Below are 13,151 nucleotides of genomic sequence, written 5' to 3' on the forward strand. Positions count from 1 at the left end.
TGTATGTTTCTGATCTGTCACCTTTTTCGTTCCACGTATATATAATAGATAAATTGATACACTCAAAGATACACTTTTTCACAGATAAAAGTTCTACCTTTACCACTCGTAAATTATAGTTCATTTTTCATGTCTTATTCTCAAAAAGCCTCAAAGCAGCTTCACCCTGTCATGTTTGCAGGAACGGGCAGCGATGTGGGTAAAAGTATAATCACTGCGGCGTTTTGCCGTATCTTTCTACAGGATGGTTATCGTCCTGCACCTTTCAAAGCGCAAAATATGGCGTTGAATTCCTATGCTACACCCGAAGGACTGGAGATAGGGCGTGCACAAGCTGTACAGGCCGAAGCTGCCGGCGTACCTTGCCATACGGATATGAATCCTTTGCTGCTGAAGCCGACTACTGACAAGGTTTGTCAAGTTGTGCTTAATGGAAAGCCGGTAGGTAATCAACACGCTTATGAGTACTTTAGAGTAGAAGGCAGAGAGCAACTCCGCAAAGAGGTAAATGATGCATTCGACCGTTTGGCACAGCGATACAATCCTGTGGTGATGGAAGGTGCAGGCAGTATTTCGGAGATAAACCTGCGGGCTGTCGATTTGGTAAATATGCCGATGGCTATACATGCCAAAGCCGATGTAATATTGGTGGCGGATATCGATCGGGGAGGTGTTTTCGCTTCTGTCTATGGCTCTATTATGTTGCTCACCGAAGAAGAAAGAAAGCATGTAAAAGGCATTCTTATCAATAAGTTTAGGGGAGATATCCGCTTGTTCGAATCGGGCGTTAAAATGATAGAAGACCTTTGCCAAATACCGGTAATCGGTGTAGTGCCATACTATAAGGATATTTATATAGAAGAGGAAGACTCTGTGATGCTGCAAACAAAGAATCTTCAGGCCACACATGGGAAGGTGAATGTTGCAGTAGTATTATTAAGGCACTTATCTAACTTTACCGACTTTAATGTGTTGGAGCGTGACCCGCGTGTACATCTTTATTATACCAATAATACAGATGAAATAGAAAAGGCAGACATCGTACTCATACCCGGTAGTAAAAGTACTCTTTCCGACTTATACGAGATCCGTCGCAATGGTGTAGCCCAAAGTATTGTAAAAGCGCATAAAAACGGAGCGACAGTAGTCGGTATCTGTGGCGGCTATCAGATAATGGGGCAGGAGGTTTGCGATCCCAATCACGTGGAAAGTAATATAGAACGCTTACCCGGACTAGGTCTACTGCCTATAACAACACAGATGGAAGGCGAAAAAGTAACCCGTCAGGTGAAGTTCTCTTTCTTGAATACCCAATCAGTATGTGAAGGTTACGAAATTCACATGGGAGCAACGACTCCGGTAGAGAATGCAAAACAAGCTTCTTTAAATAGACTGGAAGATGGCAGAGAAGATGGATATTTTGTAAGTGAGAAATGTTTTGGCACATATATACATGGTATTTTGGACAATGGGGTAGTTATAGATTATCTTTTATCTCCTTATGCCGATAAACTATCTGATACGCCTTTCGATTTCAAGGCGTTCAAAGAAGAACAATACAATAAGTTGGCAGACCATGTTCGTAAGCATGTGGATATGGATTTGGTTTATAAAATAATGACAGATAACAACGGTTTATCATGATCAATGGGCACGGAGACGATATATATAACTACGGGAAGAAGATCGTAAGTAATTTCAGTTCTAATATATATACCCGGCAAGACTTGTCTGTATTGGATGACTATTTGTGTTCTCGTATAGCGTCGATACACTCGTATCCCGAGCCGGATGCAATCTCTCTTTCAAGACTGATAGCAGATCAAAACCAAGTAGCTACAAATAATATCTGCATAACAAATGGTGCTACTGAAGCCATTTATATGATAGCTCAGGCTTTTAGAGGAAAACACTCTGCTGTTATTCACCCTACCTTTAGCGAATACGGAGATGCCTGTTTGGTAAATGACCATATTGTCAGTATGGTAAAATCTATAGATGATGTCCCGGAGCAAGCAGATGTCGTTTGGCTTTGTAATCCCAACAATCCTACAGGAACGGTTACAGATAAAGAGACGTTGAAAGAATATATCATATCTCATCCTGAGAAATATATTGTTATAGATCAGTCTTATGAATATTTTACAACCAAATTGCTGTTTTCTGTATCGGAAGCAATGCAATATAATAATGTGATATTGTTACATTCTATGACAAAGCGTTATGCTATTCCCGGACTTCGGTTGGGATATATAACAGCTTGTTCAGAAACATTGGCATTGATTTCTAAATATTGTATGCCTTGGTCTGTAAACGGATTGGCGATAGAGGCGGGTAAATTTCTATTGGAGAATGGTGCTGAGATAATAAAGATTGAAGAATATATTGCAGAGGCACAACGGTTTCATAAGGCTTTATCACAGATAGAAACACTAGAGGTGTATGATACCGATACACATTTTTTCTTATGCCGATTGACTGATGGAAAAGCTTCGGAACTAAAAGAATATTTGATTCAAAAACATGGTATACTAATCCGTGATGCTTCTAATTTTTATGGCTTGAATGAACATTATTTCCGTGTTGCAACACAGTCGCCCGAAGAAAACAATGCGTTTGTAAAAGCGATCAAAGAATGGATATAAAACTCTTGTATACTCTTTTGCCTTTACTGATAGGGTGGACTGCCGACAAATTGTTTGGCGACCCCCGCTGGTTACCGCATCCAGTGGTGGCTATGGGTAATATTATAGCATGGGGCGAAAAGCGACTCAACAAAGGAAATAAACGAATGATGAAAGGAGCTTTATTCTCTATTATTCTGATTTTATCGAGCTTCCTTATTATTTTCTTTATTATTAAAGGATTGGATTACCTGAGTCCATATTTATCTATACTTTTTTCCTCTGTCGTGGTTTTCTTTTGCCTTGCAGGTAAGACTTTGATCGATGAGGTCAGAAATGTTTTTGTGGCTGTCGACTCTTCGGTTGAAGAAGGACGAAAACAGGTTGCCCGTATCGTCGGACGTGATACTTCTGCTTTATCGCCACAACAGATACGGACGGCTGCGTTAGAAACATTATCCGAAAATCTTAGTGACGGAGTTATCGCTCCATTATTCTGGTTTATACTTCTGGGTGTACCCGGGATGTTTGCCTATAAGATGGTCAATACGCTAGACTCTATGATTGGATATAAGAGCGATCGGTATAAGCAATTTGGATGTTGGGCTGCACGGATAGATGATGTTGCAAATTATATTCCTGCACGTTTGACATCTTTACTGATGATAGTCGTAAGTGGAAAAATCTCATTACTATCTTTTGTCCGAAAGTTTGGCTCTCAGCATGCAAGCCCTAATTCCGGCTATCCCGAGGCTGCTTTAGCCGGTATTCTTAATTGTCGCTTTGGTGGATCGAATGTCTATTTCGGACAACGGGTCGAAAAGCCTTATATCGGATATAATGAAAAAGAGCTGACTTATGCAGACCTTAAAATTGCTGTTCGGGTCAATATCCGTACGGAAATATTGATGGTATTTGCGGTATGTGTCGATTTGTTTTTGCTGTCGTACTTTTAAATAATTGACCTTTCATCCAAAATATGTTGTTTAGCATAACGATATTATTTATCCGTTCGTAATCAATTATTTATATTTTATTCTTTAAATATGTGTGCGCACACATATTGTTTGCTAATCTTAAAAGATTAATTTTGCAATCAAGTAATATGTATACAGACATACAGTTTCTATCGAAATATGAATATACGAATTATAGATATAGCCCGCATGGCTGGTGTTTCCACCGGTACGGTCGACAGGGTACTGCACAATAGGGGAAGAGTATCAGAAGAGAAAAGAGCCAAAGTTGAAAAGGTTCTGAAAGAAATAAACTACGAGCCGAATATGGTCGCCCGTTTTCTGGCATCAAAGAAGAGTTATAAGTTTGCTATTCTTGCGCCCACTTATTCTTCCGGCGATTATTGGCAGCTGGTCTGTGAAGGCATCGATAAAGCTACAGATGAATTAAAGAAATTCAATATAAGTACAGAGTACTTTCTTTTCAATCAATATGATCGCTTTTCCTTTATCAATGCTGTTAATTCATTTAAAGAAAAGGAGTTTGACGGCGTGTTAATTGCTACTCTGTTTGGTGATTATGTTATCAAGTTGTCAAAAGAACTGGACGCTAAAGGCATGCCATACATTTATATAGATTCGGGTATATCAGGACAAAAAGACCTATCTTACTTTGGTGGTGATTCATTCGGAACAGGTGTTATTGCCGCTAAGCTTTTATTGAATGAAGTAGGAACGGCAGCTGATATTATAATAGCCCATATACGTTTCAGATATAAGGAGATATCTGTACAAATGAAAACCCGTGAAAACGGATTTATGGAATATCTCGAGAACAACAACTTTAGGGGGAATATTCATCATATTGAAATCAATCCCGATGATTATACAAAGACTCTTCTTGAGGTCAAAGATATTATCAATAATAGTCAAGGTTTGGTTGGGGGAATTGTTCTCAATTCACGGATATATGAACTGGTTACCCTCTTGGAAAAGCTTGATGCCAATCAGCAATCTAAGATTAGGCTGGTAGGGCATGATGCCATAGAACGAAACATAAAAGGATTGAGAGATGGACGTATATCTTTCATCCTTTCGCAGCGTCCCGAGTTGCAAGGATATGATGCCCTGAAAGCAATGGGAAACTATTTCTTATTCAAGCAAGTTCCCGAAAAAGTAAACTATATGCCGATAGATATACTCATAAAAGAAAACGTTGACTATTACAGTAATTATAAGCTATGAAAAAAAACATATTCGATATTCAAGATAAAGTTGTAGCCATTACAGGAGGCTATGGCATATTAGGTGCACAGATGGCAGAATACTTAGCAGAGCAGGGTGCTAAAGTTGTTATTCTCGGGCGCTCTAAAGAAAAGGGTGAAGCCCTTGCTGAGAAAATAAGACTATCGGGCAATGAGGCGATCTTTTTCGTTTCGGATGTCCTGAACAAAGCCAACCTTGAAGAAAATAGAGAAGCGATAGTTCGCAAGTATGGCAAAATCGATGCGCTGATAAATGCAGCCGGAGGGAATATGCCTGGTGCTACTATTCCACCAGATAAAACGATCTTTGATATCGATGTTAGTGCATTTAGGGATGTAATAGATCTCAATCTCTTTGGTTCGGTATTACCAACTTTGGTTTTTGCAAAGGTGATGGTAGACAATGGCAAAGGGAATATAATCAATATTGCTTCCGAGTCCTCGTTTCGCCCGTTAACTCGTGTAATGGGCTATGGTGTGGCAAAAGCTGCTGTAGCCAATTTTACAAAGTATATGGCAGGAGAGCTGTCTCTCAAATTTGGGGATAATTTTCGGGTGAATGCCATTGCTCCGGGCTTCTTCATTACCGAGCAAAACCGTTCGCTGTTGCTTAATCCTGATGGTTCGTATACCGATCGAGCGAAATCAATTGTAGCACATACGCCATTTCGTCGATTTGGAGAATCAGATGAACTGTTAGGCTCTATTCATTATTTGGTAAGCGATGCGTCGGGTTTTGTAAATGGTTCTATTCTTATTGTAGACGGAGGGTTTGATTCATTTACTATTTGATAGATGCTGAATATAATAAAAAAATAATATATGATACTTAGCGAACAAACATGGAGATGGTACGGACCAAATGACCCGGTATCATTGTCGGATATAAAGCAAGCAGGGGCAACAGGTATTGTGACTGCACTACATCATATCAAGAATGGTGAAGTATGGACAGTGGAAGAAATACAAAAGCGCAAAGATATAATTGAAAGTACGGGCCTCAAGTGGTCTGTTGTGGAAAGCATCCCTGTGCATGAACATATAAAAACGCGAGAAGGGGACTACCGAAAGTACATTGATAACTATAAAGAAAGTATTCGTAATCTAGCCAAATGCGGCATTACGATTGTGACATACAATTTTATGCCTGTATTGGATTGGACACGTACCGACTTGGCTTATACAATGCCCGACGGGTCGAAGGCGTTACGCTTCGAGCGTGCGGCTTTTATGGCATTCGAATTGTTCATACTCAAACGTCCCGGTGCAGAGCAAGAATACTCATCGGAAGATATTGCTAAAGCGAAAAAACGCTTCGAAGAAATGACGCAGAGGGATAAAGACCTATTAGTTCGTAATATGATTGCCGGATTACCGGGTGCAGAAGAAAGCTTTACCCTTGAAGAGTTTCAAGCACAGCTCGATCGCTATAAAGATATAGATTCAGAAACGCTAAGAAAAAACCTTATAGAGTTTGTAAAAGAGATTGCGCCCGTTGCCGATGAGGTAGGCGTGAAGCTGGCTATACATCCCGATGATCCGCCTTATCCGATTTTAGGATTACCTCGTATTCTGAGCACGGAATCAGACTTTAATAAATTGGTTGAAGCTGTACCTAACAAGTCGAACGGACTATGCTTTTGCACGGGTTCATTCGGAGTACGAGCCGATAACGACTTGCCTAAGATGATCAAACGACTCGGCGACAGAGTCAACTTCGTGCATTTGCGTTCTACTCAGCGTGATGCCGAGGGTAACTTTTATGAGGCAAATCATCTCGAAGGCGATGTGGACATGTATGGCGTTATGAAAGGATTCTTGGAAATACAACAGCAACGTAATATATCTATTCCTTTCCGTCCCGATCACGGGCATCAGATGATTGACGATCTGAACAAGAAAACCAATCCGGGGTATTCCTGTATTGGTCGCCTCAGAGGTTTGGCTGAACTTCGGGGCTTGGAATTGGGAATAGCTAAGGCGCTATATCAGTAGTAATTATAGCTTGTAATTCTGAATGTATCGAACATTCTCTATCGGATATGAGATACTTGACTTCATTCAGAATGACAAGTCCTATCTACTTATAGGTAGTAATATTCTTTACTCCTACAATCTTCTTCTCTTTTATAGAAGTGCTAAACAGGCTTTTTATATCTTCTGCTGTGTATTCATTTTTAGGAGCAAAGTCGGCAGAACTCATATAATCGATTATAGCCTGCCCAAACTGTTTTCCTTCGGGTTTGTCGCTGATGGCTTTCAGGTCGCACATACAAACAAGCAACTTTCCTTTACCAACCTGCATTTCGAATATCAATCCTAGTTTGTGATTACGCTCGATATTGTCAATTACCTGTACCAACGGTTTGTAGTTCTTAGGGGTTCTGTCGAGAATAAAAGGTCTTGAGTTTTTAGATATAATCCACCATTGCCAGTTACTATGTGTTTCGGTCGGAAATTCCTTGAATAGCGGATGGGAAGGGTCTGTCAATATAGAGAGTGTTCCCGGAGACACATCCCTTTTCAACCATTCCGAAATATTCTTGAACATGGCGTAATTCCAATAGTCGGGAGTAAATAATCCACCAACAGAAAGCTTTTCTACTTCTTTATGATCGGGAATATATAATACTTTATTTCCCTGCTGTAGCAAGTCTAGAGCTTGTTTCAGGCTTGAAGTTTCTTTTATATCCGATTTTACAGATACTTGCTTGTCGGGATATACCCATATATCATATTTATTTACATGAGGGCCTGTCTGTAATGTTAATACGAGTTGAGTTGCCGTATTTATATCTTGAAGAGGTACTTTTATTTTTCCTACTTCCCCTAAATGACCTTGAGAAATATTGATAGGAAATTCTCCTCTGGCTACATTTACATTGCTATGTGCTTTGCTTAGCGTCCATGACAAATTCTTTTTCGAGAGAGCTTCCTTCGAATAGTTGCTTAGTTTTATCTCGGCTGTAAATATCTCGCTATTACTCCAGCAGTATTTCGACATGATGGAAAGTGGAACTATTTCGTCACAAAAACCGTCGAATTCTTCTGCCGCCATTCCGCCTTTATTATCCATAAAAGCATCCAGTATACCTACATAGGCACTCCCTTGCCCCGGATAATCCTGCAAGTCGAGCAGTTGGAAACCTCCAAACCCCGGTGTGCGAAGGCACATTTCTATATCGGCTTTGTAGCAGAGGGCAGCAAAGCGTGCCGTAGCCTTATGGAAGGCATCAGCTTGATCTTCAAGTCCATTTTCCTGAAGTCGTTTGCGGAATATTTCCATATTGTAAGGATACAGTACTCCGGTATATTTTTTTATCTCGTTATAATCCGGATATACTTGAAATTGACCGTTTTCGTGGCTTACAATGGGTGCAGTACAGTTTTCTACAGCTTTCGAAAAAGTGATGGCGGTAGAAGGGTACGTAGCGTTCATATACCCTCCGTCTTTGGCATCGGCGAAAGAGAAGGTCGCACGTGTATGAGTTGTGTAATCATCGGAACCTACCTGTCCGCCAACACGGCATGTGACAAAGAAATCTTCACCTTGTTGTTGTCCGGCAGTGCCCAGCATATTATTTGCACCAAAAGCATAGAGATGACGTTGGTCGGAAGTGCGGAATTTCGTTACAATGCTACGCATAAGTTCTACATCGCCTCCAAGCTCATTGCCTAAAGCCATCATAACGAACGAAGGATTGTTACCATAAGTGGTAAGGATATGCTCACCTTCGTTAATCAAGAATTTGTTGAGGTCGGTGTTTGTCGTGTCCATTGCTCCCCAGTATGGCAGTTCCGCCTGCATGTATATGCCTTCTTCGTTTGCCGCATCAAAAGCTGCTTGCGGAGGTGTCCACGAGTGAAATCTGTAATGGTTTATCCCATATTCTTTGGCGATGCGCATTTGTCTTTTCCATTCTTCTTTATTCATCGGCGGGTAGCCGGTGAGAGGAAATACGCAGGCATCGTGTTTGCCCCGTAGAAATGTTTTTAGAGAATTAATTTCAAACTGTGTTCCTTTTGCTGAAAAGTCTCTGAGACCAAAGTCGATAGTATAACTGTCTTTTATATTCTGACTTTCTATTGCGAAATTAACCTTGTATAGGGCAGGATCAAATTCACTCCACAAAACGTGTTTGTTGCCCACGTTGATATCAAACTTATATGTTTCCAACCCCTCTTTTAGGTCTATGTTGATAACTTGCTCGGGTATAGCAATATTTTGTGCTGTATTCCATAGGTATCCCTGAACCGATATTTCGGCTTTTCCACTTACTGACGATTTGATTTGTGCTACAACTGGTATCGTCTTAGAAGAAACATTTGGATAAACCTGAAGGTCGCTAATGAGAATGCCATCATTGGCTTCGAGTCCGAATTTTCCGATTATGCCATTCCAGTTTGTTTGTGTCGCATCGGTCCAAGCATGCGAGCCATGTATTCCTTGTGGTACAGAAGCAGGGCTGTTGTCTATTACGATAGTCACGGTGTGCTTTCCTGCGGCTAATTTTCCGAGATTGTATATCTGAGGTGATAATATCAGCGAGCTTGTTGCTATGCTGTCTTTGTCTATCCACACCGTAGAGGGTTTTGTTCGCTCCATGATCAGTCGCCATTCTTTCTGAGCTGAACCTGCCGGTATTTCAAGCTCTTTGGTATATTTCATCTTTCCTACATAAGGATTCAACCGGGTAAGCTGCCCTGTGCTAAGGGTATCGCTATTGCGGGGTGCGAGACGGCTTTCATCTACAGTTCCGGGCAGATTTATTTCGCCAAGGTCGCAGTGCCATTTTCCCGAAAGAGAGATAAATTCCCGTTGGTTGAATACTACCTTCTTTTCGGTACATGAGGTTGCCAGTAAGAGACAGATAAAAATTGAAACGATGCAAATGTTTAATCGCATAAGGTTGACGTTAACGAATTAAATTACAGACAAAGATAAACTAAAAAGTGAGATAGAGAATGTATTGTTAAACAGGAATTAATTGTTAAAAAGTAACAAAGGTAACAGCTCTTTTCCTATTTTATTGCTGTTACTTTTCTCCACCCTTTCCATTCTTTTGTCTACTCATCCTATTAGATAAATTATATGAAAAAGCCTAAAAAATGGGATAGATTCATCTCTACTTGTTGTATCTTTGTTTGACTTTATATGGGAGTTAATCTTGTCGTGTTGACTTCTTTAATATCTTTCAGAATGACAGAAGGAAATTCTTTAATATATAATATAATACATACCATAAAAAATGAAAATATATACCCGAGGAGGAGATAAAGGTAAAACCGGAATCTTTGGAGGAAAACGTGTGAGTAAAGATCATCCACGAATTGAAGCCAATGGTACAATCGATGAGCTGAACTCTGTAATAGGTGTTGTTCGGGCTCACTTATCTTCAGATCATGAGTGGCAGCCTATTCTGTTCAAGATACAAACAGAGATAATGGTTGTGATGTCTCAGGTGGCTACACCATCGGATATAAGAGCTACAAACCAAAATGTTCTGGATGAAAATCTGGATAAATTTTGCGAGGAATGTATGGATAAAATGACAGATGAAATGGGACCCAGCGAAACTTTCGTTTTGCCCGGAGGGACAGTTGTTTCAGCAAACTTGCAATTGGCTCGTGCTGTGGCTCGTCGTGCCGAACGTCGTTTGTGGACTCTAAACAAGCAGGATGAAGTTCCCGCAGCTGTTATGCGATTTATTAATCGTTTGTCCGACTTGTTCTTCACAATGGCTCGTTACGAAATGTATAAAGCAGGTGATGTAGAAGAACGCTGGAAAGATTTTTTGTATAAGAGAAAATAAATGGCTAAGCAAATAACCCTTATAACAGGGGGGCAACGTTCAGGTAAAAGCAGCTATGCACAAGAGTTAGCATTGTCTTTGTCTCCTAATCCTGTATATTTGGCAACTTCGCGAATATGGGATGACGAACATCGCCAGCGGATAGAAAGACATAAAGCCGAGCGGGCAGATAATTGGATAAATGTAGAAGAAGAGAAATTCTTGAGTGAGCATTCCTTTGACAATAAAGTAGTGCTTATAGATTGCGTTACGCTATGGGCTACGAATTTTTTCTTCGACCTGAATTCGGATGTTGAAGCTGCCCTTACTGCTCTGAAATCTGAATTCAGAAAGCTTGTTGCTCAAGATGCCGTGTTTATTTTTGTTACAAACGAAATAGGCATGGGCGAAATGTCTCAAAACGACTTGCAACGTAAATTTGCCGATTTGCAAGGCTGGCTCAATCAATATCTTGCCGAAAACGCTGATGAGGTTTATCTGATGGTCTCAGGTATTCCCCTGAAAGTGAAATGATCATAAATTTTGTCGTTTTTGTTTTTAATAACAAAATATTCTGTCGAATACGACGAATCTTTGAAAACAAGATGTTTTGAGCCAACAGCATAGCAACGAAAAGCGACTGTAAAATTAAAATCTAAAAGAAACTAAATATACAATGCAACAATTTAACATCGAAAAACCGGAAGACGAAGTACGCTCTTACTTACAAGAAAAAATTGATAACCTCACAAAGCCTAAAGGTTCTTTGGGTAAACTCGAAGAGTTGGCTATGCAAATCGGTTGGATACAACAATCTTTGAATCCGAAGTTGACAAATCCTTGTCACATCGTATTTGCAGGAGATCACGGTATTGCAGCAGAAGGTGTGAGCCCATCGCCGCAAGAGGTAACCTATCAGATGATAGCAAACTTTTGGAATGGAGGAGCAGGAATCAACTTTTTGGCACGTCAGCACGGATTCAATCTAAAGGTTGTTGATGCCGGTGTTAATTTCGACTTTAAGCCCGAAGATCCGATTATCCACAAGAAGATCCGAAAAAGCACACGTAACTATCTGCATGAAGCCGCTATGACTAAAGAGGAAATGGAACAAGCCATACAATCGGGTGCTGAATGCGTGCAAGCTTGCTTTGATGAGGGTTGTAACGTGATTAGCTTTGGCGAAATGGGGATTACAAATACCTCTTCGTCTTCGCTATGGATGACATATCTCACAGGTATCCCTTTGGATCAGTGTATTGGTGCAGGATGTGATCATACAGGCAATATTATCAACCATAAGTATAAGGTGTTGAAGCAATCGATGGATAATTACAAAGGCGATGCTTCTGTCGAAGATATTATGCGCTATTTCGGTGGTTATGAAATGGTGATGACTGTAGGTGCTATGCTCAAGGCTGCCGAACTGAAAATGATAATTCTTATCGATGGCTTTATTATGACAAACTGTATGTTGGTGGCATCAGAGTTGAATAAGAATGTTCTGCACTATGCTGTCTTCGGACATCAAGGGGATGAAGCGGGCCATAAGCTTGTGTTGGAGTATCTGAATGCAAAACCTATTCTTAGTTTAGGACTTAGGCTGGGAGAGGGAACAGGTGCGATTTGCGCATATCCTATCGTCGATTCGGCCGTGCGTATGATAAATGAGATGAATTCATTTAAAGAAATCCAAGTAACGAAGTATTTTTAAAATAGCAACTTGCCTTTCCGAAGGCAACCTCTATAACTGATGAAACAAATAGCAGCAGCACTTGTCTTTTTTACACGCTTACCTTTTTGGCGTATAAAAGCATTTAATGTCCCTGCCGAATATTTTAAGCAGGTGATAAACTACTGGGCTGTCGTAGGCTGGCTTACTGCCGGTATTATGGCGGGAGTGCTGTGGGGTGCTGCTCAGATCTTACCTTATTCCATTGCCATAATTGTGGCTCTTCTTAGCCGCCTGCTCATTACAGGAGCATTGCATGAAGACGGTTTTGCCGATTTCTTCGATGGCTTTGGAGGAGGTACTACCCGCGAACGCATATTGGAAATAATGAAAGATTCACATATCGGTACTTATGGAGTAATCAGCTTGATATTTTACTTCTTATTCTTTTATTTCTTTTTAGAAAATCTAGGTCTGCATTTGGCTTGTACTGTAATCTTGGTGGGCGATCCGTTATGCAAGCTTATCAGTTCCCAAATTACCTTATTCCTTCCATACGCCCGAAATGCGGAAACGAGTAAATCGAAAACAGTATATAAGAAAATGTCTCTGCGCACGGCTGTTATTTCGGCTTTGTTTGGCTTGCTGCCTTTCGTATTATTATTAAATATTCACTTTTGGGCGGCTATAATATATCCTATCTTTGTTTTCCTTGGATTGATTTTACTCATGAAAAGAAAGATACAAGGGTATACCGGAGATTGTTGCGGTGCAATGTTTCTATTATGCGAATTGTCTTTCTTTCTCGGGATAAGTATTATCCTGAAATTATGCTAGGGAGA

11 protein-coding genes are annotated in these 13,151 nt (G+C 40.4%); 10 read left to right on the top strand and 1 reads right to left on the bottom strand.

Annotated elements, in window-relative coordinates; genetic code table 11:
* Window positions 1–129: 129 nt before the first annotated feature.
* From E4T88_RS08280 to uxuA, 6 genes are all read left to right on the top strand, one after another.
* Complete coding sequence (locus E4T88_RS08280; protein ID WP_135104984.1) at window positions 130–1,644, top strand: cobyric acid synthase; 1,515 nt, start codon at window positions 130–132, stop codon at window positions 1,642–1,644.
* Window positions 1,641–2,645, top strand: coding sequence for a threonine-phosphate decarboxylase (locus tag E4T88_RS08285; protein WP_135104985.1), 1,005 nt, complete (start codon window positions 1,641–1,643; stop codon window positions 2,643–2,645). Before E4T88_RS08280 ends, E4T88_RS08285 begins: the two co-directional genes overlap by 4 nt.
* Window positions 2,636–3,580, top strand: coding sequence for an adenosylcobinamide-phosphate synthase CbiB (gene cbiB, locus E4T88_RS08290; RefSeq protein ID WP_135104986.1), 945 nt, complete (start codon window positions 2,636–2,638; stop codon window positions 3,578–3,580). The genes E4T88_RS08285 and cbiB overlap by 10 nt, the downstream gene beginning before the upstream one ends.
* 180 nt (window positions 3,581–3,760) lie before the next feature.
* Window positions 3,761–4,825 (top strand): LacI family DNA-binding transcriptional regulator, encoded by a 1,065-nt coding sequence (locus tag E4T88_RS08295; RefSeq protein ID WP_228093827.1) that lies wholly within the window; start codon window positions 3,761–3,763, stop codon window positions 4,823–4,825.
* Window positions 4,822–5,637 carry an SDR family oxidoreductase gene (locus tag E4T88_RS08300; protein WP_135104988.1) on the top strand — a complete coding sequence of 272 codons (816 nt, stop codon included), beginning with the start codon at window positions 4,822–4,824 and terminating at the stop codon, window positions 5,635–5,637. The genes E4T88_RS08295 and E4T88_RS08300 overlap by 4 nt, the downstream gene beginning before the upstream one ends.
* Before the next feature lie 30 nt (window positions 5,638–5,667).
* Window positions 5,668–6,840 carry a mannonate dehydratase gene (uxuA, locus tag E4T88_RS08305; protein WP_135104989.1) on the top strand — a complete coding sequence of 391 codons (1,173 nt, stop codon included), beginning with the start codon at window positions 5,668–5,670 and terminating at the stop codon, window positions 6,838–6,840.
* An 85-nt stretch (window positions 6,841–6,925) separates the two neighbouring features.
* Here uxuA and E4T88_RS08310 read toward each other — a convergent pair whose 3' ends face one another.
* On the bottom strand, window positions 6,926–9,751 hold the full coding sequence (locus E4T88_RS08310) for a DUF8487 domain-containing protein (protein ID WP_135104990.1): 2,826 nt from the start codon (window positions 9,749–9,751) through the stop codon (window positions 6,926–6,928).
* Window positions 9,752–10,094: 343 nt separating this feature from the next.
* Between E4T88_RS08310 and E4T88_RS08315 the strand changes: the two genes are divergently transcribed.
* The 4 genes from E4T88_RS08315 to cobS all read left to right on the top strand — a co-directional run bounded on the left by E4T88_RS08315 (window position 10,095) and on the right by cobS (window position 13,146).
* Window positions 10,095–10,658, top strand: coding sequence for a cob(I)yrinic acid a,c-diamide adenosyltransferase (locus tag E4T88_RS08315; protein ID WP_135104991.1), 564 nt, complete (start codon window positions 10,095–10,097; stop codon window positions 10,656–10,658).
* Entirely contained in the window at window positions 10,659–11,171 is a 513-nt protein-coding gene (gene cobU / locus E4T88_RS08320; protein WP_135104992.1) for a bifunctional adenosylcobinamide kinase/adenosylcobinamide-phosphate guanylyltransferase, read from the top strand. It abuts the gene before it with no gap.
* Between the two features lie 142 nt (window positions 11,172–11,313).
* Window positions 11,314–12,351 (top strand): nicotinate-nucleotide--dimethylbenzimidazole phosphoribosyltransferase, encoded by a 1,038-nt coding sequence (gene cobT / locus E4T88_RS08325; RefSeq protein ID WP_135104993.1) that lies wholly within the window; start codon window positions 11,314–11,316, stop codon window positions 12,349–12,351.
* 39 nt (window positions 12,352–12,390) lie between these two features.
* The gene (gene cobS, locus E4T88_RS08330) at window positions 12,391–13,146 is read left to right on the top strand and encodes an adenosylcobinamide-GDP ribazoletransferase (protein WP_135104994.1); all 756 of its coding nucleotides are present in this window, start codon (window positions 12,391–12,393) and stop codon (window positions 13,144–13,146) included.
* Window positions 13,147–13,151: the final 5 nt, after the last annotated feature.

It is taken from the genome of Dysgonomonas mossii (assembly GCF_004569505.1).
Classification (GTDB): Bacteria; Bacteroidota; Bacteroidia; order Bacteroidales; family Dysgonomonadaceae; genus Dysgonomonas.